The 23676-nt window shown below is 60.9% G+C and carries 16 protein-coding genes; 5 read left to right on the top strand and 11 right to left on the bottom strand.

Annotated features, from left to right (window positions below; translation table 11 throughout):
* Nucleotides 1–7 precede the first annotated feature (7 nt).
* Complete coding sequence (locus ACWORE_RS07895; protein ID WP_455303566.1) at nucleotides 8–1255, bottom strand: acid phosphatase; 1248 nt, start codon at nucleotides 1253–1255, stop codon at nucleotides 8–10.
* A gap of 426 nt (nucleotides 1256–1681) precedes the next feature.
* On the opposite strand from ACWORE_RS07895, the gene ACWORE_RS07900 reads away from it, so the two are divergent.
* Together ACWORE_RS07900 and ACWORE_RS07905 are read left to right on the top strand one after the other, a co-directional pair.
* Nucleotides 1682–2599 carry an MFS transporter gene (locus tag ACWORE_RS07900; protein ID WP_455303458.1) on the top strand — a complete coding sequence of 306 codons (918 nt, stop codon included), beginning with the start codon at nucleotides 1682–1684 and terminating at the stop codon, nucleotides 2597–2599.
* A gap of 20 nt (nucleotides 2600–2619) precedes the next feature.
* Nucleotides 2620–2973 carry an MFS transporter gene (locus ACWORE_RS07905; protein ID WP_296105184.1) on the top strand — a complete coding sequence of 118 codons (354 nt, stop codon included), beginning with the start codon at nucleotides 2620–2622 and terminating at the stop codon, nucleotides 2971–2973.
* Nucleotides 2974–3232: 259 nt separating this feature from the next.
* Here the strand turns inward: ACWORE_RS07905 and ACWORE_RS07910 are convergent, their stop codons facing one another.
* The 6 genes from ACWORE_RS07910 to ACWORE_RS07935 form a co-directional block, all read right to left on the bottom strand.
* Nucleotides 3233–3373, bottom strand: a complete 141-nt coding sequence (locus ACWORE_RS07910; protein WP_455303459.1) for a hypothetical protein — start codon at nucleotides 3371–3373, stop codon at nucleotides 3233–3235.
* 570 nt (nucleotides 3374–3943) lie between these two features.
* Nucleotides 3944–4498 carry a 50S ribosomal protein L5 gene (gene rplE, locus ACWORE_RS07915; RefSeq protein WP_296105180.1) on the bottom strand — a complete coding sequence of 185 codons (555 nt, stop codon included), beginning with the start codon at nucleotides 4496–4498 and terminating at the stop codon, nucleotides 3944–3946.
* A gap of 2 nt (nucleotides 4499–4500) precedes the next feature.
* Nucleotides 4501–4815, bottom strand: a complete 315-nt coding sequence (rplX, locus tag ACWORE_RS07920; RefSeq protein WP_012732417.1) for a 50S ribosomal protein L24 — start codon at nucleotides 4813–4815, stop codon at nucleotides 4501–4503.
* Nucleotides 4816–5184 (bottom strand): 50S ribosomal protein L14, encoded by a 369-nt coding sequence (gene rplN / locus ACWORE_RS07925; protein WP_012732418.1) that lies wholly within the window; start codon nucleotides 5182–5184, stop codon nucleotides 4816–4818.
* A 305-nt stretch (nucleotides 5185–5489) separates the two neighbouring features.
* Complete coding sequence (locus ACWORE_RS07930) at nucleotides 5490–7346, bottom strand: siderophore-interacting protein (protein WP_455303460.1); 1857 nt, start codon at nucleotides 7344–7346, stop codon at nucleotides 5490–5492.
* Between the two features lie 150 nt (nucleotides 7347–7496).
* Nucleotides 7497–8555, bottom strand: a complete 1059-nt coding sequence (locus ACWORE_RS07935) for an ABC transporter substrate-binding protein (protein WP_455303461.1) — start codon at nucleotides 8553–8555, stop codon at nucleotides 7497–7499.
* Nucleotides 8556–8772: 217 nt separating this feature from the next.
* Between ACWORE_RS07935 and ACWORE_RS07940 the strand changes: the two genes are divergently transcribed.
* Nucleotides 8773–9399 (top strand): isochorismatase family protein, encoded by a 627-nt coding sequence (locus ACWORE_RS07940; protein ID WP_296137787.1) that lies wholly within the window; start codon nucleotides 8773–8775, stop codon nucleotides 9397–9399.
* A gap of 240 nt (nucleotides 9400–9639) precedes the next feature.
* Here ACWORE_RS07940 and ACWORE_RS07945 read toward each other — a convergent pair whose 3' ends face one another.
* Together ACWORE_RS07945 and ACWORE_RS07950 are read right to left on the bottom strand one after the other, a co-directional pair.
* The gene (locus ACWORE_RS07945; protein WP_455303463.1) at nucleotides 9640–11421 is read right to left on the bottom strand and encodes a (2,3-dihydroxybenzoyl)adenylate synthase; all 1782 of its coding nucleotides are present in this window, start codon (nucleotides 11419–11421) and stop codon (nucleotides 9640–9642) included.
* Nucleotides 11422–11496: 75 nt separating this feature from the next.
* Nucleotides 11497–19017: a condensation domain-containing protein gene (locus tag ACWORE_RS07950; RefSeq protein ID WP_455303465.1), complete on the bottom strand. Its 7521-nt coding sequence runs from the start codon at nucleotides 19015–19017 to the stop codon at nucleotides 11497–11499.
* Between the two features lie 69 nt (nucleotides 19018–19086).
* On the opposite strand from ACWORE_RS07950, the gene ACWORE_RS07955 reads away from it, so the two are divergent.
* Entirely contained in the window at nucleotides 19087–19344 is a 258-nt protein-coding gene (locus ACWORE_RS07955) for a phosphopantetheine-binding protein (RefSeq protein WP_296105170.1), read from the top strand.
* Nucleotides 19344–20204, top strand: coding sequence for an SDR family oxidoreductase (locus ACWORE_RS07960; protein WP_455303467.1), 861 nt, complete (start codon nucleotides 19344–19346; stop codon nucleotides 20202–20204). The genes ACWORE_RS07955 and ACWORE_RS07960 overlap by 1 nt, the downstream gene beginning before the upstream one ends.
* Before the next feature lie 33 nt (nucleotides 20205–20237).
* Here ACWORE_RS07960 and ACWORE_RS07965 read toward each other — a convergent pair whose 3' ends face one another.
* Nucleotides 20238–22142: an amino acid adenylation domain-containing protein gene (locus ACWORE_RS07965; RefSeq protein ID WP_455303469.1), complete on the bottom strand. Its 1905-nt coding sequence runs from the start codon at nucleotides 22140–22142 to the stop codon at nucleotides 20238–20240.
* Nucleotides 22132–23583 carry a SidA/IucD/PvdA family monooxygenase gene (locus ACWORE_RS07970; protein WP_455303471.1) on the bottom strand — a complete coding sequence of 484 codons (1452 nt, stop codon included), beginning with the start codon at nucleotides 23581–23583 and terminating at the stop codon, nucleotides 22132–22134. The genes ACWORE_RS07965 and ACWORE_RS07970 overlap by 11 nt, the downstream gene beginning before the upstream one ends.
* Nucleotides 23584–23676 lie beyond the last annotated feature (93 nt).

Genomic DNA, 23676 nt, shown 5'->3' on the forward strand with positions numbered 1-23676 from the left:
TCCGCGCCTAATTCACATGCACACTGCCGTCGTCGCTAACAGTCACGTCGGCGTTCATAGCTGCCGCGAGGTTGATTCGCTCCCAGGATCCTCGTGACGATTGGTCATCAAGCGGCATCCCCGCCGGACCCGCGGTCTGCTCAATCACTTGGGCGCGCTGCTCGTATGTGAGGTTGGGGAAGGCATTGATCAGGAGGTCGGGAACAGCCTGGGGCACGATCATCGCAGCATTGGGGTCGCTGACCGGTGCGAAGTCGTAGTTCATTCGGTAGGCGTAGTTGTCGAGTGCGTTGTCGTCGTAGTTACTATCCGCGGCCACACAGTTGGCCAAGGTATCGCCGCACCTCCACTCCAGCTCAGAGCGGATTTCCTGTGCTGCCGCCATGAGGTTGTTTCTCATACGCGGGTCGTTCCACCGGTCCGCCGCCGCGGCCAGCCCCGTCATCCGACCGCCCATCACGTCGAGCGGATAGTGAACACCGAGGACTACGCGGTTGTAGCCAGCCTCCGATCCACGGGCGAGCAGCTGATCCGACAGCTCGGGCAGCATGGCCGCCAGCAGCGTCGTCGTCCATGTTGCTTGGTTCGTGTGACCGGACGGGAAGGCCTTGGAATGCCCGTACAGATCCTCGCCGGGGACCTCGTACTTGTTGATCAGGGCGGGGTGGTCGTCATACGGGCGAGTCTCATTAAACCCGATCTTTTCGACGATGGTGCTGCTCGCGAGGCCACCCGCCCGAGCGGTAATCCCACCGAAAAGCATCACCGTCTTAGGAAGGCGATTCTCGTTAAGGGCCTGCCGGAACTCATCGCCCAGCCGACCACCAAATGCATCGGAGAACAACTGGAGGACGCCCTCCTTGTCAGCGCGCGCATCGCTCTGAGCTCGCGAAATCGCGGTCGGGTTCGTCGCGGCGGCGTGATTAATACGGGTGAGCGTCGCTAGGTTCGTGTCTTGAACCTCGGGGTGGTGGACTTTGAGGTCCGGGTACGAACCGACGACATCCGCGTAGATGCCGAATGGGTGTGAGCTGAGGTCAGAAACATACCAACTATACTCCTCGGAGGGGAACTCCTGAGACGTGGGGGCTCCCTCGTGCTGCACAGGCGGGTGCAGGTAGGGAATGTTGGCGGTGATGTCCGTGGCGGCTGCAGCCCGCGGGATTGTGGGGGACGGCGCAATTCCGCCGGTAGCGACGGTGGCCCCGAGAACAAGCGAGGCAACGGCGACTCGTGAGAATCGTCGCGAGGTTATTGCGCGTTCTCGTAGCGGTTTCTGCTGGGAGCGAACCGATTGTGTGCAGGAGGTGAACAATTCAGGCTGGGACATCCAGGCGTACCTTTCAAAACGTGTGGTAAGCACTCAGTGGGCCAATGGCGTAGGTAGGAGTCAATGATAACTGCGTCTATGATGCGGGACCATAGCGACATAATGTCGACGCTAAAGTGTCGCTCACACCAACACTGAGTGAACTTTGAGTGAACTTGCCCGCCGCCGAGCCCGATTCGTGGCCCATTCATGGACACATCACAAGCGCGCAACCAGCACGTAATACGATGGAATGCGTTGTTGTCACTCAGAAAGGTCACCCTGTAGGTACATCGAGTGAGCACTGATCCGAACTCATCATCCTCGAATCCTTCGCCCTCATAGTCCCCTGACCGGGGGCGTTCGTCGTCAGTGGGCAAGGTCGAACGTGTCGACGTCCACTCCGCGGACGCGAACCCAGCGGACGCGAACTCCGCAGACCCGAAATCCACGGATACGCATTCCCCCACGGTGCCGAAGAAGAACCAGCTCACCGCTGCTGTTCTAACGTCGCTCGCGCTGCTGTCCGCGGCGGGCCCACTGGGTACGGACATATACCTGCCCACGTTCATCGACATCGCGAAAGGCCTGTCGACGACGGCCTCGTCGGTGCAGCTCACGCTCTCTGCGTTCATGATCGGCCTTGTTGTCGGTCAGCTGTTCGCCGGGCCTGTCTCCGACGGGGTAGGACGTCGCCATCCCCTGGTGATCGGCTCGTTACTGTTCTTCCTCTTCTCCGCCGGATGTATGCTCACCCCGTCGATCGGTTTGCTGATCGCCTTCCGGCTACTCCAAGGCATCGCGGGCGGGACCACCGTCGTCGTCGCTCGTTCGGTCATTCCCGACGTCGCGCACGGCAGGGCTGCAGCCTCTGCTTTCTCCGCACTGATGGCGATCCAGGGCCTCGCGCCGGCGATGGCCCCGTTGCTGGGTGGTTTTCTCTCTCCGATCATCGGGTGGCGCGGCATTTTCTGGGTGATCGCCGTATTCAACGTGATCATGGTCGTGGTCTCGCGCTTCGTGGTGCTCGAAAGCCTGCCGGCTGATCGCCGCACCCCGGGCACTATCCGCAAACTCCTGCCCACGATTTTCCGCTGTTTCGGCCGCCCAGCTTTCATCGGTTACTGCTTCGCGTTCGCGGTCGGTTTCGCACGCTCTTCTCCTACATCTCGGCCTCACCGTTCGTTCTCCAGGACCAACTGGGCCTACCGACGCACGTTTACTCGATCACGTTCGCCATCAACTCGCTCGCCATCGCGGGAATGTCCGCCCTCAACGGCAAACTCGTGAACCGGTTCGAGGTGTGATCTGTGCTGGTCTTCGGGCTTATCCTCTACGTTGCGACGTCGGCAATTTTGCTTATCGACGCTCTGCTGGGGCCGTGGCTCTGGCCGACGCTCATTTGTCTCTTCGTGATGACATCGGCGACGGGGCTCCTGCTGGGTAACGCGACTAACCTAGGTGTTGAAGCTGTCCGTGATATCGGCGCGGGCGCGGGCTCCGGCGCGATGGGTGCGCTGCAATTCCTGACGGCCGGGATTGTGTCCCCGCTGGTGGGGCTCGGCTCGGATCCTTCGCTGTCCATGGCGTTGTGCATGTTGGTGTGCTCGATTATCGCCGTCACCGGGTGCGACACGCTCACGAGTTCGTCGGATAGAGCGTAGCTCGGTCTACTGTCGTCGGGCGACCGTTCTACGCTCGCCAAAACTCTCAAACGCACGGTTAGCTTTCGGTGGTTATACTTTTCAATATGCACGTGGGTGGCCGTCGTCTATAAAATTCGGTCGGCCGAAAAGACCGAAAAGGCCGCAAACCCACAACCAACAAATCGATACACGACCTACAGGTCGGCCCGAGAAACCCTCGCGGCCCGAAACCTGCAGTTCAGCCCACAAGGTTCACAAGACACGAGGCCACAAGCCTTCAGTCGAGCGAGTATTGGAGTACAACACGAGCGCTTTCTTCGACGCGCACACCCCATCGCGCTACCACCGCCACCACCTCACACGGAACAGGCTCTGCATCCGACGACTCACGCCCCACACCGAGCGCCAGAGCGAACATCCATCCTCGTATGCGCGCGACTCGCCCCCGGTTCTTACGGCGCTTCCGCGCCTGTGGTTATGCGTCTCAAAATTCCATAGAGGTAAAATAGTTGTGCCGATGGCCCCTATGTTGCGGAGCAGCGGTGACGTATCCACCCGTCGCCACGCTCCGGTGAAAGCTTCCTAAACATAGAGAAACCTCTACAACATAAGTGACATGTTCACCGAAAATAGCGGCTACTGGTCCATAAACCAAATGCTGCAGGCGGTATAAAATTACTTACGTATGCGGTATTACTTCCGGACTGCAGCCTTTTTGTTTAATCACTACCACACCGCATTACCCCCATTAGCGAAAGTCGGACACCCACAAATACGCACATGCGCTGCACATAAAGTTTGCAGCTTTCGCTAACATTGCTTCAAAGTTGAGTTTTTAGATATGAACAGCTCACCCCTATTTAGTTTTTACCGTTAACGGATTACTATACAAATATTTTCTGTAGGGCACACGAAAAGGGGCGAGGGATGGTTATCAACCACCACTCGCCCCTATATAGAGCCAGTAAAAGGTTCTACTTACCGCTCTTTACTTCTTGAATGGGAAGCCCAGCTCGCGCAGCAGAGCACGGCCCTCTTCGTTATTCGTTGCGGACGTCACCACGGTGATGTTCATACCGCGGGGACGGTCGATCTTGTCCACGTCCAGCTCGTAGAACATGGACTGTTCGGACAGACCGAAGGTGTAGTTACCGTGTCCGTCGAACTGCTTATCCGACAAACCGCGGAAGTCACGAATACGTGGGAGAGCAACCGTCAGAAGGCGGTCGAGGAATTCCCACATACGGTCGCCACGGAGGGTGACGCGAGCACCGATCGGCATACCTTCACGCAGCTTGAAGTTAGCGATAGCCTTCTTCGCGCGGCGGATCTGCGGCTTCTGACCGGTGATCAGAGTGAGGTCGTTCAGTGCGCCGTTGATCAACTTGGAGTCACGAGCAGCGTCGCCAACACCCATGTTGACAACGACCTTCGTGATACCCGGGATCTGCATGACATTCGCGTACTCGAACTCCGTGTTCAGGGTCTCACGAATCTCGCTGCGGTACCGAGTCTTCAAACGGGGGGTGTAGTTCTCGCTCATGGTTAAATGTCCTTCCCGGTGCGTCGGGAGATACGGACCTTCTTGCCGTTCTCGTCGAAACGGTAACCAACACGTGTCGGGTTACCGTCAGCATCGATGATCATCACGTTAGAGACGTGGATGGGAGCTTCCTGGGTGACAATTCCACCCGACTCCGCACCGCGCTCCGGTGCTGAATTAGCGACATGCTTCTTGATGCGGTTAACACCCTCAACCAGGACCTTGTCACGCTTCGGGTAAGCCTCAATGACCTTACCTTTTGCGCCTTTGTCCGGGCCAGAGATGACGATGACGGTATCGCCCTTATGGATCTTCATTTAGAGCACCTCCGGGGCGAGCGAGACAATCTTCATGAACTTCTTGTCGCGCAACTCGCGGGCAACTGGCCCGAAAATACGCGTACCACGTGGCTCATTGTCGTTACGGATAAGAACGGCAGCGTTCTCGTCGAAACGAATGTAAGAGCCATCCGGGCGGCGAGTTTCCTTTTTCGCGCGGACAATAACGGCTTTGACGATGTCGCCGGCCTTGACGTTTCCGCCGGGGGTTGCTTCCTTCACGGTGGCAACGATGACATCACCAATACCAGCGAAGCGGCGTGTGGAACCACCGAGCACACGGATGCACAGGATTTCCCGTGCACCGGTGTTATCGGCGACTCGCAAACGCGATTCCTGCTGAATCACTAGAGTCTCCTAGACCTGGGGTTGTTGCTTCGTGCGCCGGATTTCCGACCCGAACGCACCTGGTCTTGTCTGTTTTGAGATGGTTAGCCCGATTCTTCAGCCTCACCACCGCCCACACCGGGGCGACATGATCACTGAACAGCTGGTGGTAACTGCACCCTGTCACACGCAAATTGTGCGCTGACCAGGTGAGAATCACGCCTTCCGCTTGCTATATCGCTAAAAGGGATGGCGACGCTACCACAATCGGGCAGGTTAACCACCTGCCTCAGACAACCTGAACAGTATTGCATACATCAGGGCAATCATCCAACCCTGCGGGCAACAAAACGGATCGGCCCCCATCCGACCGGCTGACGGCTCTCTACTTCGAAGCCGGCGTCGTGTAAAGCGGCCCGAACGTCCCGCTCCGTGGGGATCGACGCGCCCGACACCAACATGCGTTGAACGTCTGCTTCGTAGTCTTCTTCATCGCCTGAGCCGTCGTCGGCGAGAACTTGGGTAACCACAACGATTAACGACACAGTGTCTTTAAGATCGGCTATAACACCAGGGCTATTTATTGGGCCATTGGAGCCCCATGGATCATGAACCACGGCAACATCGACCCGGGGGAAGTCGAGCTGATCCGCCGGCGCTGACGAGTGGGAGACCCGGGAGCGTCGGGAATTTTTGACCTCCGCTATGTTGAGATCCTCATGCTCGGGGCGATCCACAATGGTGACCGTCAGAGACGGGTTAGTGCGGGTGAGCTCATCGGCGAGAACGGCAGCACCGGGGCCGAGAGTGAGCGCCGAAGACGCGTCACCCAGGTCCAAGCCCGCGACTACGGCGGGGGCGACCCATCCCATGCGGAGGTTGGCACCCACCGCCAACCGGCTGCCTAGCCCCGGCTTGACATCCTGCCACTCGGACATCGTGCGGCCGGATGTGCCCAGTTGGACGGGGTTCCCGGTGCGCAAACCTTGACCCACGTGGATAAATGACATCGCGGGCATGGAGCCGAAGCCCGATAGGTAGCCGCCCGCGGGTGAGGTCGGATCAGCTAGCTCCATACCCACGGGAGTGAGGCCATAGGTCACTGCACTGTTAGAGGACTGATCTGGGGAGGATTGATCCGTGGACTTGGGTTCTTCGTGCTCGATGGTGACCAGCTCCAGGGCGGCAAGGTACCGCATGAACCTCACCAAGCGGTCAGTGGCGATACCGGCCTTCTCGGCCAGGGGCTCGGGGGTGGTCAAGCCGGCGTCGATCGCGGTAAAAATGCCGGCTTCGGCTGCGGCTCGGACAGCGAAGGCAGGGGCAATGTCGGCCATCTCCGAAAGACGGTTGTAGGCGGCAATGGTACTGGTGGCCCTGCTGGCGGAGGCGTTGCCATCGCGCCAATAGCCCACGATCTGGGTGTTCTCGGGCTTGACGCCGCGCTCTTTGACCAGCTTGCGGATGCTGCGGAGCTGGCCGGCCTCGCCGGCGCACCAGACGTACGGCGTACCCTCGGGCCACTCCAAGGATTCGAGCGAGCTGCCGAGTGACTGGCCTTGGGACCTCACCACCCAATGCAGGTCCACGTCGGGGGATGGAATGTTCAACTTCTGAATGCGGTCCGGCGTGGTAACCTCAATAGCCGCAAAAGCTCTTAACGTAGGGTAGCTCTCTACACAACGGCCGATGGCCGGTAGTGCAGTTTCGTCCCCCACCAGCAACATCCAATCCACCCCCTCGGGGAGAGCGCCACAATTCTTCGGCCCGGCCATATAGATACTGTCGCCTGGCGCGACGGACTCCGACCACGCCTCAGCCAAGCCGGACCCGTGGCGGGCGAAGTCAATATCCACCTCGCCGGCGTCGGCATCCCATCGGCGCACGGTGTACGTGCGGAATAGCTCGTTGATCTCCGCGGTCCACTCCAGGCGGCCATCGCCTAACGCCCTGGGTGCCGGCCGCTCCCCTGTCTCCGGGTGGGGGAAAATCAAACGCACGTCGTCGTCGAAACCTGTGCTGATCATCTCGGGGATGTGCACGTCGCCCTGCTGGTGGGCGTCGAATTGGTCGCTTGTAAAAGTGATGCGCCGCATCCCCGGAGTGATGTCCTCAACACGGCTCACCGTGATCTCACGTAACGAAATCGGGTAAATGTCGTGGTGACGGCTATTGCGTTTCATATGCTCATTCCTTTAAATAATCGGGCACCCGTTACGCCCGTACGGTACAAGAAAACCCGGGTATGCCACATGACACACCCGGGAACCCCTCATCTAATACGCCACCCCACAGCCACAGAGCAGCGTCGGCAATGAAGTAGGTAAACAGCCTTATTTATTGGAATCATCCTTCGAATCAGACTTCTCGTCCGAGACCTTCTTCAGCTCCGGCTTGATTTCCTTCAGAGCCCACTCGCGGGACAGGGAGGACGGAACATACAGCGCGGAGGACACAGCCTTGTTGTCCTCAACCGTGGCACCGCTCTTGACTTGCTTCAGGTCGTTGTAGCCCGGAACAGCGCGCACCGCGTCCATCCCGTCGGCAGCGAACAGAACCATGAAGTCCGCGGTCAACTTGTCAATGTTCTCCGGGGAGATCATGGCGCGGCCCTGCTGAGTGGGGATCGAACCATCCGTGTACCCGGCGGGCAGCTTCATACCCAGGTCGGTGAAGAACTGGTTGGCGGGGTTGGCCTCGTCGGTAATGACACCGAAGTTCCCGCTGCGGTGCTGAACCACCAGCGCTGACTTACCGTCCAGACCCTTCAGGTCCTTCTTGGCGTTCTCGAAGGCCTCGGTGTCCTTCTTCTCGATGTCCTTGACCTTGTCCTCATCCTGGTAGATCTTGCCCAAGGCCTCCAGCTGAGGCTTCCAACCGATCAGCTGCGGATCCTGGCCCATGCCCGGAAGAGTCGGCGCAACTTCCTTCAGCTTGTTGTAGGCGTCCTGATTGATGCGGTAGAAATCGCCGACAATGAAATCGGGCTTCTCGGCGGCGATCTTCTCAACCGGCAGCTCCCGGGGCTCAGCGTCGATCTTCTTAACGTCCTTGAGCTTGTCGTTCTTCCACTTAGCGTTCTGAGCATCATCCGGGCTCTGAACAACGACGTCGGGGGTAATGCCCAGGGCGAGGAGGTTATCAACCGAGGTACCCATCGCGACAATCTTCTTCGGCTTCACCGGGTAGGTGTCTTCACCCCAGGCGTGCTTAATCGTGACTTCCTTGACATCCGACGAATCCTTCGTGCCCTCGGACGCGCTCTGGCTGGTTGAATCTGCGGCAGTGGAATCGCTGGAACTGTCGTTATCATTCGAGCACGCGCCCAGAACCAACGAACCGGCTAACGTCAGAGCGATCAAGGGCATAGGACGAACAAGTGAACGCTTCACGGAAACTCCAATACAAAAGTATGAACAGTGCAGGCCACGGGGTTATGACAGAGGCTGACTGTCACCTGGTTGGGGCCAGGATGGCCACCAACCCGCAACGCATCTACCATTCAGTATGGCTAGCCTAATTTAATGACACGATAGCGTGCGGAACTTCCCTAGACAACACCCATAAGGGAACGTCCCCCACAATTCACCCCCCAAGGAGAACTTACTAGTGGCAATCCCACCCATCGCGCCGTACAGCATCCCCATCCTCACGGCAAAACCCTCTGTCAACTGGGCACTTCAGGCCGATCGCGCGGCCCTCCTGGTCCACGACATGCAAAACTACTTCATCTCCGCATACACTCCCGACGACGAGCCAGCGTCGACAATGGTGGCCAACATTCGGGAACTCATTGCTCGCGCCGACGAGGTGGGCATCCCCGTTTTCTACACGGCCCAGCCGCCGGAGCAAAAGGAGTACAGACGAGGGCTGCTCCGCGAATTGTGGGGACAGGGTATTCAAACCGACGCGGAGGCGAACATTATCCCGGAGCTGGCGCCGCGGAAGCACCACCATGTGATCACGAAATGGAGGTACTCGGCGTTTGCCCGAACAGACCTTCGAGAAGCGTTGGCCTTTGCGAAGCGCGACCAGCTGATCATTACCGGTGTGTACGGTCACATGGGGTGCGGGGTGAGCGCGGTGGACGCGTTTATGAACGATATCCAGCCGTTCCTTGTGCGCGATGCCATCGCCGACTTCACCCGCAACGACCACACCGCGACCATTAATTGGGTGGCGCGGCGGTGTGGGCGCGTGGTTGATGCTGAGGAGGTGTTGGGGGTACTGGTTTAGCGGCCGCAATCCGGACATAGCAGGAGCGGTTCGCCCTATCGGTCGTTACATTTGTGGAGCTTCAGATCCTCTATAGCCGGTTAATCGCCCTCATTTCACAAAAGTGCGGGGCAATATCGCAGCCTCATGGCAAAAGTGCGGGGGAATATGGTCAATTTTCGGCCATTTTTCGCCCCTATACCCCCGCAGTTTTCAGCAGGTGCCATCTCCCCCAGCAGTTCGGGTCACACCACGGTAGTGTCACTGATCCTTCTTGCTCACCTTGCCGACGCCTGTTAAAGGAAACTCATCAACGAATTCCACGACATCAGGCACTGCAAAACGCGATAATCCTGATTCACGGACGAATTTCTTGATGTCCATTGCCGTCAGTGGCTGGTGGGAGGCCTGCACCGATTGGGAATCCTGACCGCCCTGGCCTTTCCCCGCATCCGAGTTTTCCGGTGCATCCGCACCTGCCAGCTTGTAATCGTCGCGAAGAATAATGAGCGCACGGATCTTCTGGCCCATTACATCGTCGGAAATACCCACCACCGATACGTCGTGTATAGCGGGGTGCTTCAGTAAGCAATTCTCCACCGACTCCGGGGCGATCTTCTCGCCACCGCGGTTGATCTGGTCCTTCGCGCGACCGGTCACCGTGATCGCGCCGTCGGCGGACACCGTGACAATATCGCCCGTGATGTAGAAACCGTCGTCCGTGAATGATGACGCGTTCGCCGTCGGGTTCCGGTGATAACGGCGGATAGTGTACGGGCCGCGGGTATGCAGATGACCTGGCGTACCACGATCCACCGGGGCGCCTTCGTCGTTGACAACGCGAACCTCGTCGGCCGGGCTCATGGGGACGCCCTGGGTGTTCACGATCTCATCGATGTTGCCGCCCAGTTTGGTGTAATTCACGAGGCCCTCAGCCATGCCGAAGACCTGCTGGAGGTTAATCCCCAGCTCCGGGGCGACGCGTTCGGCGGCGGAGGCGCTGAGCTTCGCGCCACCCACCCACACCGTTTTCATCGTCTCCATCGTGGGGTCGGGAGTTTGGGCCTCGTCGCGACTGTTGAGGAGGCTAATCAGCAGCGGCGGGACCAGCGCCATGTGCGTGCCACGGTGCGCGTGAATGTAGCGGCGGATGGTGGTGGGCGACGGGTCGGGAACATACACCACCGTGGCACCAATATGAAGCGCACCCAAGATGCCAGGCGAACTCATCGTGAAATTGTGTGACGCCGGCATGACCACGAGAAACACATCACCACGCTGCATATCGCACACCTCATCGGAGCGGCGCACCGAATACAGATAGTCGTCGTGGCTGCGCGGGATCAGCTTCGGCGTGCTCGTCGTTCCCCCAGAAAGCTGGAGGAAAGCAAGCGCTTGTGGGTCGGTTTCCGGTGAAGGCCAGGGGGCGGTGTCTGCGTCGGCGTCTGTGTGGGTGTTGACTTCGGTGCTGCTGGCTTCGGTGCCATTGATGACGGGGTTGCCCCACGGGTCGTCGGCGCGAGGGTCGATTTTGATGGTGGTGAGTTCTGAAATCTCCTCGTGAAGGCCTTTTTCAACCCGCTTGGCGTGCTTATCTCGCGGAACTGCAGCGATCCGAACTCCGACAGGTGCGGTCCGAGCAAAGTGGGCGACGTCGTCGGCACCGTGTGCGGGGAGGGCGAAGACGGGAACGGCACCGATGCTCCAGATGCCAAAAATCGCTTCCATGTGGACAGCGGCATTGGGCAGTTGGACGATGACGGCGTCGCCCTCTGCAATGCCGAGGCCACGCAGCAGGTTGCCGACTTTATGGGCCGAGTGGCGGACATCGCTCCAGGTCAGTGAGCGGTAGCGGTCCACCGCGACGGGCGCATCGTTGTAGTGGTCACGGGCGCGCTCGAATAGCGCCCAGTGCGTGTCGCCCGTGTAGATCTCCAGCTCCCGGTACCGCTGCACGTCCTCCCACGGGCAACCGTTGGCCGCACCCCCCTCACGCTGGGCGTATTCCTTCGCGTTCGGCGATGGAATTGTTGCTCGTGTCATAACCCTCATCCTTCGTGGTGCGTTGGTGTGTGGTGTGTCGTGCTGTGTGCTGTTCGCGTGGTTTCCCGCCGGCGTTTACTCCAATTCCTCCCCGATGGTGGGAGCACTCTGCCGCCACCCTGCCAATGAAGCCAAGCCGCCGTGATCGAGGGGCAACGAGTACGTACGTAACTGCACCCCCGTATCTTCCCAGGCCTCTGCCGGGTTCCACTTGGTTTGTTGGTCAGACTTCGGCCGCCCAACTACCCCCGACGTGTTCCGCGCAATCGGCGCCTTTTCCGCAGTAATAAGGACAACTTTCTTCACGACGTCACACACCGGGGTGTCGCTGACCTCCCCCATCCATCGCGCGCACGCCCGAACGGAGCACTCCGATCGCTCGCGGAGGGTGTCGTCGGCACGCAGGTCGTGAGCACTGAAACCGGTGATATCGGAAAGAAGGTCCACGCTGAGATCGTCCGGAATCGGAGGCGGAGTCAGCCCGGCGCGAGCTGGATAGGCATCCAGGACAACGAGGAGATCGACGACGGGGCTGGTGGCGGTGTCGCGTTGTTGGTTTAGGCGTGCGCTGACAGCGTGGGCGATCGTCGCGCCGAAGGAAAATCCGGCGAAGGTGTACGGCCCCTCGGGCTGGTAGTCGCGGATAGCGGACGCGTAGAGATCGACTGCCTTGTCCCAGCTGAGCGAACCAGTGATGTTCGCCGGGAATTGGATGCCGATGATGGGGCGGTCGGTCGCGTGGTACTCGGCCAGCCCCTGGTAGGAGAACACCGAACCGTCAATCGCGTGGAAGCAGAAGAGGGGGCTGCCTTTGCCCTCTTTGAGCGTGACCATCCACGGAGGGCGGGAATCGTGATCGCGCGTGTCGGTGGGGGCGGTTGGCTGGGGTGCCGGGGGCTGAGGTGAATCGCCCTCGATCGCGCGGACAATGCCCCGAGGAGAACCGGCCTCCACAATCGTCTGAATGTCCAGCTTGTGGCCACGTTTCCGGAGCTTGCCCATGAGTCGAACAGCCATGAGAGAGTGAACTCCTAGATCCTCAAAGGCAACATCGGGGTCCACCTCCGGGCGGTTGAGCAAACCGGCGATGTCTTCGCAGGTATCGCGCAGCAGTTGGCTGTCCTGGTCGGGCCGTTCAGTTTCCGCGTTGGGCTGGGTCGACGTGGTGGGTTCCGACGTTGGAAGCTCCGACGTAGGCTGGTCCTCACGGTCTTGCGCGGAGTCGTCGTCCGCCTTCTGCCCTGGTGCACGCCGAATAGCATCAAGCATCGGGGCGATCTCGTCCCGGATCGCACGCAACGACTCGGGCGATTCGACGTCGGCAAGAGTGGCACACCGTGACAGGATGGCGCGTAGAGCGTCGGCAAGAGTACAGGCCACCTGCTGCGGAACCACTCCAGGTTGGTAGGCCAGGGCCAGATCGAAGGGTCCTCCCGGCGGGTGGATGACCGTCAACGGGTACTGGGTTTCGCCGCGGGTGGTCAGGCCCGTGATGCGGATACCGCGAGACGCGGGCGCGGGGGCGTCGGAATCAGGCAGGGGGCCGGGCTGGGTGTCTGTCTCCGAGAACTCATCGGGGAAGTTGTCGTACACCACCAATGAGTCGAAGAGCGGGCCCGACTGCGGAGCCTCACCGCGAGACTCGCCCACCCGGCGCTCGATATCGGCGAGGGAGGCCGACGTGTGGTCCGCCAACTCGGCCTGGGCGCGCGCGTGAGTACGCAGGATCGAGGCCAGCGAGTCGCCGTGCAGATCCACGCGCACGGGAAGGGTGTTGATGAAGAGGCCGATCGTGTTGTCGATACCGTCGAGCTCGCTGGGTCGGCCCGAGGTGACCACACCGAGGACGGCGTCGTCATGGCCGGTCAGGACCGCAACGACACACGCCCACGCGGTCTGAATGAGCGTGTTGGGGGTGACACCGACAGTGCGGGCACAGCGGGATAGGTCAGCTTTCTGCTGTTCAGAGAGCTGTACAATGCAATATTCCTCGCCGGAGTCGTTATCAGTCGCTGAGGCGTCCGGGTCGGCGGTGGGCGCGAGTGCATCAATGACTCGGCTTGCATGGTCAAAACCTGCCACGTGATCAATCCACAGCTCGGTGTCAGCCTTCACTCGGGGCTGCATGTCCTCAACAAATTGGCCGTACGGGTATCGTGGCGGCAACTCGGCGATGGCAGTTGCGATGGCGTGTGAGAGCGTATCCTCCACATCGTCGGCATTTCCGCTGGTCAGAAGCTCTGCAGCGCGGTTGTACACATGCATCAACTCACGCAAGAGGATCGTCGTGGACCACCCGTCGGTAAGAATATGATGATTCCCCAACACCAGCTGGCTGCGCCGATCGCCCAACCTCACCAGGGTCGCCGCGACCATATTCCCGCGCGTCACATCGAGCTGGCGGGAAGCCATCCGGTCCACAACGTCGTCGATAAGCGACAATTGCACGCGCGACGGGAGCCCGCGAGCGTCGATCACCGACCACTGCCACCACGGGGTGCGTGGAATGACGTGCACCGGGCGGTCGAGTGTTTCATAATCGAACGCCGCTTTGAGCACGTCCTGGCGGTTCATCACCGCCTCGAAGCTGGTGCGCAGGAGTTCGGGGTCCGCCGGGCCTTCGACGGCCATGGAGGCGGCGATCACGTAATGGTCGCGCTCGCGGGAATCCAGTGCCTGGTACAGCAGACCCTCTTGCAGCGGCGAGAGACCGTACACGTTCTGAAGCGCGCCGAAGCGGCGCTGCCAATGCTCGATATCCGCGCTGGTCACGGGGGCTAAACAATCCGATGGCGACGCGCTGCCCTCCGCGCTCAACGCGACAACGGCGAGATCTGTCAGAGCCTCGACGACGCTATCCGCGAGCTGTTCCGCCTGGCCATCCGTTTCTGCATCGACTGTGATGCTGAGCGATGGTTTATCGGGTTCATTGCCGACGGGTGCTGTGTGGTGGTCGGGTGTGTTCGTGCCCACTCCCGCGCCCGTGATCCAGGCCGTGAGATGTGGGACGCCTGGGAAGCCGGGGCGAAGGGCGTGGTGGATTGGGAGGAGTGTGTGGTGCTTGTCTGCGGTGGGGCTAGGTATGTGGCCTAGTTCGAGTGTGATTGCTGGAGTACTCGCTGATGTATCGGTGGGATCAATGGCATGGAATGTAGCGCGTTGCTCTTTCACGCTGAGCAGGAGCGCCTCAGTCTCTGCCCGCGAATCCGACGGCGAAACAGTGACATAGCCCGGCGCGGCGAACCGGCCAACAACATCACGCGCAACCGCATTCCCGGAGTTCAACGACTGACCGGTGGCGGGAGCGGAAGGTTCACGTAGCGCGCGGCTCAACACCATCACGGTGAGGGTTTCATCGGGATCACTCGCCGAGGCTATCAGAGCAGCTGCGGTCAAAATATCCTGGTCAGACAGCCCAAATTTCACTCCAAGGTTACTGAAAAGAGCCTTCGCGAGTGACGGATCAATCGTCGTTGTTGCCCGGGCACGACTGTGCGCCCACGGGAGAGCCGGGGCAGAGTGCCCACGCCACGAAGCATAGCGGTGTTGGCGACCGTCACTATGTCCGTCACCGTGACCCGACCGCTGCACGAGCGCCTCGACAATACCGATGAGCTGCGCAAACCCGTCGGCATCCACCAACGCACTATGCACGCTCAGGCGCACACCACCGTCGACAGGTTCAAGCGCGAATGGCCGTCCGGCAGCAAGATCGACGGGCGCGCGGAAATCGTCGTCCTCAGCAGGATGGCGTCGGATGATGAACTGCTCGGAACCGGTCGTATCCGTGTCCCACGTCGCAATGCTACGAAGAGCCGGGACGTCCTCAGCCAGCTTCGTCGCACATGCGCGACACTCGTCGGCGCCCATGTCCGAGGCACACGGAATCACGACCGACATAATCGGCTGGTTGGGACCAGTGAAGGCCGACCGATCCATTCCCGACGGGGCGTCCACCACACCAAAGTCCGTCAGAATATTCCGTTGCTGCTTTGGATCACTGTGGTCATTTGTGCTGGTCGCCGGGGTATGTGAGGTAGCCGACGATGCTGCACTGTTCGGCTCACCTGACGACGACCGTCGCAAGGACGCGGCGATCTCGCCCAGGGGACGACCGGACAAAATATCTGCCGGGCGGATCTCAAAACCTTGCTGCTGCAACCGACCGGCCACCACCAGCGCGGTAATGGAATCTCCACCCTGATTGATGAAATCCACGTCAAGGTCCGCGAGCTGCCCCATGACGTCCTGGATCACTCGAGAAACAGCAAGCTCACGCGGTGTTTCGGGAGCCCGGAGTTCCGTGTTTGAGGCCTGGCGGTCTCCGCTCCCCTGGTGCTCGGCTGCGCGATCATTCGACAAACCGGACTGTTCAATCAGTTCGCGGAGTGCTCGCCGGTCAATCTTTTCCGTTGACGTCCGCGGTATCTGGGGAACCGCAACAAGAGTGGACGGGACCATATAGTCCGGAAGTATTCGCGAAAGGCGCTGGCGTAACTCGGAAAGACGCTGCGTGATGTCATCAGCGTTCGGCTGGGGGTCATCGGAATTTTTATTGGACGCCGGAGTATTCCCCGCAAGCCCTTCGAGAACAACTCCTGCCCGGATACTCACCGTCGCCGCACCTGAATGAGCGTGGCCAGCCCCTGTTGACGCGGAGCTTTTATCATCGGGACGGGACTCATCACCGACGCCGCGAGCAACCGCGACCGTGCCCGCTGCACGAACGCCCGGAAGGGCAGCGAGCGCGCCGTCGATTTCCTCGAGTTCTACGCGATGCCCCCGCACCTCGATCTGGTTATCCGCGCGCCCGATAAACGCCACCCCACGGCCAGGCACCCACCGCACCCGGTCGCCCGTCCGATACGCGGGAACGAGCGCGTCGGCGTCGGAGCCGTCGGTAGTGACGTCGGTACGAGGACGGCTGGCGGTCGCGTCGGCACGGAAAAATGCCTGGGCCGTCGCGTCCGGATTATTCCGGTACCCCTGCGCGATCTGCTCCCCCATCAACCACAATTCGCCTTCTTCACCCGGGGGAACGACCTCGCCCGACGCGTCGCAAATGCGAATTGACATGCCGGGCACCGGCCAGCCCACCGTCACCGTGCCTGGTGTGATTCGTGCGCACAACGCGTCGACGGTCGCTTCCGACGGGCCATACATATTCCACCCGATGACGTGCGATGCTGCCGCCACTTGGTTCCACAACTGCTGTGGCATGGGTTCTCCGCCGAGCAGCACGGCCCTGATCTGCAACTTTTGCGCGTCGAGCAGGGGAACCCCCGACGCGAGGAGCGCGCCGAAGAGCGAGGGGGTGGCATCGATCATCGTGATGTTGTCACGGCGGAGGCAGCGGTGAAAGGCCTCCCCATCGGCGACGGTGGAGCGGTTGTAGATGACGACGCGCACGCCGGCGAAGATCCACGAGAGCTGATCGATGGCAGCATCGAACGCGAACGATGCCGTGTGGGCCAGCGTAGCGGACGCCTGAGACTGGCTATTCGCGACATGATCCAATGTCACCGGGAATAGCTGCGCGCGGTGGCCTGCGATCAAATGCTCAAGGGCTCGCCGACTAACGTTCACGCCCTTCGGCCGTCCCGTCGTGCCGGAGGTGTAGACGATGTAGGCCAACTCGTCAGCCGATGTTGCCTGGTCGGATTCGTGTGGCGGCGTCTGCTCGTCATCGTGGCGCTCGACAGGCTGAACGTCATCGAGTCCCGTCACCACAGCTGCGGCGCCACTATCGTTCATGATGAACGAACGTCGTTCCTGCGGGGCATCGTCGCCAATGACGACAAACGGGCGATGCGCGCGCAACGAAGCCAGAACCGCAATTGCCTGGGCTGCGCTCTTCGGCATATCGATGGCAACGACGCCACCTGCAGGACAGACCGACGCGATGGAATCCGCCAGCCGATCACACTGTTTCACCATTTCAGAGCCGGTGTACATGGTTTCCGCGGAAGTAGGAGAGGTTTCCGAGGACTCCGGCGAACCATCGGCCAGCAGAACTAGATCACCCCACCGCTGTGCAAGCGAATCGATCAGACCATCCAGTGGCTCAATCGAGCCGCGAGACGAATCGTCGGATAACGATTCCCGGTCCCACTCTTCACGAAGAGCGGCCGGGATCTGTTCAGGGCGGATACATATGTCGGACGAAGCGGGCAGAGAGCTCTCAGCGTTCTCGTCCGGCGAATCACCGCTCGCGCCAGCAGCCTCCGACCGCCGATCCAACCCCAGCCCCGCATTCACCACAGCCCGAATATCGGATAAGCGCTGGTGAACAACCTGCGAGGGAACGTCGGCAACCGTCTCAAAACTCAGATCCACGCCACCAGACCGACCCGGCGCGGCAACCAGCACAAGGTTTTCCGGCGGGCCACCCGCCACATTCCGGAGGTACCCGCGCGTTTTCCCAAACTTGAGGGCGGCGTCGAAAACCTTCAAGTTGGCGCCGATCCCGCGCAGGATCGAGGAATCCCCATACGCCGTCGCCACCTCGGACCCCGGGAACCGCTGATGTTCGCGCACGGTCCGCATTGTTTCCTCGACGGCGTGCGCGTTTTCGGGGAGCGTCGTGGTGAGGTCGACGGGCACCCGCACGGGCAGCATGTTGACCATCATCGCCGGAGTACGCCGCTGAGCTGTAGTTTCTCGCGCGGCGAACGGCATGGCGACCACCAGTTCGTCGGCCTCGACCCCCTGCACGCGCCGCAAGTACACGCCGTATGCCGCCAACAACGAGTCCACCCACGTCGTCCCGTGGCGCTGGGACGCCGCTTTCCACGCGTCCAACTCGTCGGCATCCACCGTGAGCACTGTTGTCCGGCAGGAACTCTCGGACCCGCCGATGAGCTCGTCTCGCCACTGCGTGCTGCCAACCCCCGCGAGCGACTCCTGCCACCATTGCGCATCGCGATCCCGGTTGTCCGACTTGTGGTATTCGCAATCTTCCTTAACGACGCTACGCACCGCGCTAAATTTCGCCGGCCGCGCTGTTTTGCCGCCTGTGAGCTCGGTGTAGTGAGCAGCCGTGCGTCGGGCCAAGGTCATGGACGCGTAACCATCGACAATGAGGTGGTGATACAGCTGGATGATCCACACCCGGCGGTGATCTAAGCGAAGGACCTCGAAATGGCAGAGTGGGCGATCGACGAGACCCGACCACGCCTCCGCGCAGCGTGCTTTCGCGGCGTCAACATAGGCGTTCGCGGCGGCCTCGGGGGACGGATGGGAGCGCAAATCGTGAACGGGGATCGTGATGTACTCTCCCGGCGCGTCGTCGATAACCCTTTGACATGGGGAGTCGTCGGCATGAACATCCGGCGGACCCTCCCCCTGCCGGAACTGCAGACGCAGCGTTTCAGCTTCCGCGATCGTCTGATGCAGCGCCTGAACAACGTCGGTAACCAAAATATCCGGCTGAGAATCCGTCGGATCGAGTTCCATCACCTCGCCCACGACGTAATACGGTGAGGCCGGATCCAGTGACTGCGCGTTCCAAATACCCATCTGCGCTGCGGTGAGAGGAAACCACTCCGGGGCAGACGGATTATCAGGGTCACTCGCACGCACCGAATCAAAGGTCATAGCGTTAGGCTACACTGCTCAAAAGACAAATAAACAAGCAGCTAGAGAGAAGAAAATGAGGAGCCTACCATGAGTGCAGCTAACCCACCGCTGAGTCCCCAAATCTTTGCCGACGAACTCCACACCCGCGTTGCCTCGGCGATCGGCATCCCCGCCGACACGCTGGAAACCGACGCCGACCTCACCGACCTTGGGCTGGATTCGGTGCGCATTATCGACATCGTCGAGTGGGCGCGGCGCCAAGGGTGGGATGCCGAGTTTGCCGACCTTATCGAGGATCCCACTATCGATGCGTGGGTGGACGCTTTCGAGGAGAGCGACGAGTGATGGCGGGGATGCCTGATCAGGGTGCCGCGGGCGAGGCCCGCCATTGTGTGGTTACCGGGGCGCTCGGTGGCATCGGCGCTGCCGTCGTCGCCGCCGCCCGGGACGCGGGGTATCGCGTGACCGCCGTGGACCAAGGGCCACACGGACACAGCTCGGGTGCGGACGCTGCGGGTGGTGATGGGCAGACCGGTGACGGAAAGAGAACCGGTGATGTGGCCGCCGTCGGCGTTAAACCCGCTGACCTGCCCGTTGATTATGTCCTCGACGTCACCGATTTGGCGGCCGCGCGAACCACGATCAGCCGCATCGAGGCCGACCGGGGACCCATCGATGTGCTGATCCACACGGCCGGGATCTTGCGTGCCGACGCCGCGCTCGACGGCGACACCGACGCCATGCGCGCGAGCTTCGAGGTCAACATGTTCGGCGCTGCCCACGTGTGCGCTTCCGTTGCCCAGCGCATGTGCGAGAGAAAACGCGGCGCCATTGTTGTTGTCTCCTCCAACGCGGGGACGACCCCGCGAGCGGGCATGGGATCCTACGGGGCGTCGAAAGCGGCGATCACCGCGTGGGCCCGCAACCTCGGCCTGGAGTGCGCACCACACGGCGTGCGCGTGAATATCGTCTCCCCCGGTTCCACAGACACACCCATGCTGCGCGGAATGTGGCCAGCCGGGGAGGACCGCTCGGCTGACGTTATCGCTGGCACACCCGACCAGTATCGACTTGGGATCCCCCTGCAGCGACTGGCGCAACCGGAGGACATCGCCGGGGCCTGCCTGTATCTCGTCTCCGACAACGCTCGCCACATTGTCATGCACGACCTTCGTGTCGACGGCGGGGCGACGCTGGATAGTTAGGCGTTTTTCGGCGCTTGCTACGCTCCGGCCGAGCTAACCCGCGCTCGCCGAGTTCGCGGTGTTCACGTGGGCAATGAGCGCCCGCCTGTCGATCTTCCCGTGATCATTGTGCGGAAGTTCCGTCATGACGACGAGGATGCTGGGCACCATGTACTCAGGCACCAGCGCGGCCAATTCGGCTTTCACCTGTTGCGGAATCGTAGCTTGACCAGCGGTTTCAACCCCGTCGCTGATGGTCGCGACCTCCGAAACAACGATCCCGCCGACAAGCGTCGCTTCTCCCCCAGCGCGATCCACAGCCACCGCGGCGTCACTCACCACGTCGAGGCGTCGCAAATGAGTTTCCACATCGCCCAACTCAACTCGGTTGCCGCGAATCTTCACCTGGTCCCCGATGCGGCCCTCAAAACGGAGCATCCCGCGCGCATCGCGCGACATGACGTCGCCGGTGCGGTACATGGTCCCGCCATCGCGGTCCGGATGCAGGCTGGGCACGAACGCCTCCGTCGTGACCTCCGGATTGTTGAAATACCCCGCGCCCACCTGGGCACCAGCAATGCAGAGCTCACCGGACTGGCCATCGGGGACTTCGTTCAAGTTCTCATCGACGACGTAAAACACGACGTTATCCTCCGGCCAGCCGACCAGAGTTCCGCCCGTGGAGGATTCTTCATTCGTCGGGTTATGCGGCGCGGACTGGTTTAGCCCGGCAAGGGAATTATCGTCGTGTGCGCTTGGGTCCGCCCATGCTTCGGCGGCCGAAAGGACTCGGTTATCGCTGTTGCTTTCGGAGGTAGGCGCCCTGTTAGCGGTCAGCTCGCTGTCGGGAGTACCCGCACTGTCGGCAGTAGCCCCCGAATACGGACGGGCGAAGTCCACCCACGCCACGTCCATTGCGGTTTCCGAAGGACCGTAGAGCCCCAACAGTCGACTCGGGAGCACCGCCTGCGCACGCTCGACCAAGTCATTCGGAACAGCCTCGCCACCTAACAACACGTGCCGCAGGCTAGCGAACTGGTCGTAGCCCAGGCCGACGTCGTCAAGGACATCGAACATGACTCTGAGCATGCTCGGAACCATCGACAGCGTCGTCACGGAATACGTTTCGATCATGTTTCCCAGGGCGAAGGGATCGCCGGGGAACCAGTCCGGGCAGGGAATGACTATCCGGCCGGCACAGGCCAGCGGACACAGCAGCTCTGCGACGCCGACGTCGAAACCGATCGGCGCTTTGTGCAACATCCGCAATTCGCCAGCGCTTGCCGACGAATCTGCATCCTGCCCCAGCGTGCGGACCACCCACTGCAAGTGCGAGGCCACCGCGCGGTGGGGGTTCACGGCCCCCTTCGGGTTCCCCGTCGTGCCCGACGTATAAATCAGGTAACACGGATCCTCCGGCTGGAGTTCGCGCGTGCGATCACTCGCGTGAAATTCTTCCCTGTGGCGGGTGCCGTCGGACGAAAAATACTCATCTGGCCGCTGGAGTTCCCAGGTCTGCGTGTTATTCGTCGGCGCATTATTTGTTGGTGCGTTATTCGTGGGCACGGATACGTCACCGAGCCCGATCACGACGTCGGGCTGGCAATCATTCACGATGTAGCGAATGCGCTCCGCCGGGTAGCTCGCATCCAGCGGCACATAAGCGGCCCCCGCGCGGAGAATCCCCACCATAACGCTGAGGAGCCAGGGACTTCGGCCAGAGAGCACCACAACGCGGTCGCCAGGGCCCACACCGCGATGGCGAAGTTCCCACGCCACCGCATCCGCGTGGCGATCGACGTCGTCGTATGTGAAAGTCAGCTCGCTACCGTCGTCGCGGAAACCGTGAAGGGCGGGCTGCTCGCGGTGGTGACGAATGGCCTGGTCAATCATCACATCGACCGTCAAGGGGTCGATCTCTACCGACGGACCGAACGCCCAAGGTGAACTAGCCGACATGAATGTCATCCCTCACTTCTCCCCCGGCCTGCTGTGTGCTTCCAGGCTCGCTATCCGCAGGGCCGTTATCGATGTAACACGCGAGAATCCGGTCCGATACCTCACCCAAGCAGCTCAGATTGGCGAACCCCGGACCCTGCGCCAGCCCGGACAGCGTCGGCAAGAATAGCCACGGACCCTTGTCGACCGCCAATGTCCACTCCGCAGGGATGATCCCCGGCTGGTCAGGCGTCGAGAGATGAGGTTTGAGCTGCAAGAAAATACCGATGTTGTGCGCGATGTCCGCTTCGGAGCACGTCGTCACGATTTTTTCTGCATAAAAATCAGATTCCACGTTCGGAAATAAATCTCTGAACCACAACGGGTTGCCCCCACGAGCATCAATCACCACATCCGCTGTCGACACCGCCTCCGGGACACCCTTGTACGGCACGTAGAGATCCAACACACCATCGCGAGGGACGATATCGACCACGCGGCCCCGCTCATGGATGATGTGCCCATAATCCTTCACAGTCTGCTGAACACGCTGGGAAAACACACCGCGGTCTGTACGTCGGATGAAATCTTGCCGCTCCTCCATGCTGAGCATGAACCATTTTTCCGGATCGGTGTAGAGGCTGTTTTCAAACACGCTCTCGCCGCGCGAATACACCGTCGGGGAGGGCGAGAAGATCGCGATGGACTCGCAGGGCATGTGCGCCAACTGATCAACGACGCTGGCCGCGGACTCGCCGCCGCCGATGACCGCCACCCGTTTGCGCAGCGGGAACGTGCCGTTTTCCACCTGATCCCACAGCTCGGCGATGGAGAGCACACCAGGGACGTCGGCAAGTCGGCGCGTCGACGGTCCCGGGCCGGTGATCATGACCCCGTCGGAACTCAGGACCGTGGATCCGCCGTCGTTGAGTTCGACGTCGCATTCCCAACCCCAGTTGTAGTCCTCAACGTTGCTGGCTTCGGCGTTCTTATCGGCGTCGTTCTTGTCCTCGTCGTTTTTATCGACGGCGCGAATCGCCGTGATCCGGCCGGCCATCACCCGCATATCCACCGCACGTGCAATCCATCGCAAATACTCGGCCCACTCCTCATGCGTCGGGCAGGGATGTCCGCGATCGATCCACTGGGCGTACTTGTCCCGAGAGACCAAATAACTCATCCAGCTATATTCCATGAGCGCGGCGTCGACACGTGTGTTGTCCTGCGCTGACTCGTTGGCAATTCGGGTCCGATACGGAAATCCGACATCCTTATCCGGCGGGGTGCCCAGCAGGTGATGGCCGTTCGTCCAGCCACCACCGGAAACCCAGTTTCCCCCCACCCCCAATGGGTCCACCGTGACAATAGCGGGGACCTCATACCCCAACGATTTCAGCACGTATGCCTTCGCCGCCACAGCCACAGCTTTCGGCCCTGCACCCAAGATAACCAGCGTTTTCACTGTCGATGATGTTCTTCCTGCTCGAGTACGTTGTGTTACGGTTAGCCTACCTTTTAGTAACGATCGCGCGAAACACTGGAGAACCACCCGAGG

Source organism: Corynebacterium sp. c7Ub_26 (genome assembly GCF_053760365.1).

Excerpts from the sequence above, each read along its gene's own strand:
- ACWORE_RS07910 (WP_455303459.1), bottom strand. The coding sequence starts at position 3,373 with ATGTTCGCTCTGGCGCTCGGTGTGGGGCGTGAGTCGTCGGATGCAGAG.
- ACWORE_RS07950 (WP_455303465.1), bottom strand. The coding sequence starts at position 19,017 with ATGACCTTTGATTCGGTGCGTGCGAGTGACCCTGATAATCCGTCTGCC.
- ACWORE_RS07955 (WP_296105170.1), top strand. The coding sequence starts at position 19,087 with ATGAGTGCAGCTAACCCACCGCTGAGTCCCCAAATCTTTGCCGACGAA.
- ACWORE_RS07960 (WP_455303467.1), top strand. The coding sequence starts at position 19,344 with ATGGCGGGGATGCCTGATCAGGGTGCCGCGGGCGAGGCCCGCCATTGT.
- ACWORE_RS07930 (WP_455303460.1), bottom strand. The coding sequence starts at position 7,346 with ATGAAACGCAATAGCCGTCACCACGACATTTACCCGATTTCGTTACGT.
- ACWORE_RS07945 (WP_455303463.1), bottom strand. The coding sequence starts at position 11,421 with ATGACACGAGCAACAATTCCATCGCCGAACGCGAAGGAATACGCCCAG.
- ACWORE_RS07965 (WP_455303469.1), bottom strand. The coding sequence starts at position 22,142 with ATGTCGGCTAGTTCACCTTGGGCGTTCGGTCCGTCGGTAGAGATCGAC.
- rplX (WP_012732417.1), bottom strand. The coding sequence starts at position 4,815 with ATGAAGATCCATAAGGGCGATACCGTCATCGTCATCTCTGGCCCGGAC.
- rplE (WP_296105180.1), bottom strand. The coding sequence starts at position 4,498 with ATGAGCGAGAACTACACCCCCCGTTTGAAGACTCGGTACCGCAGCGAG.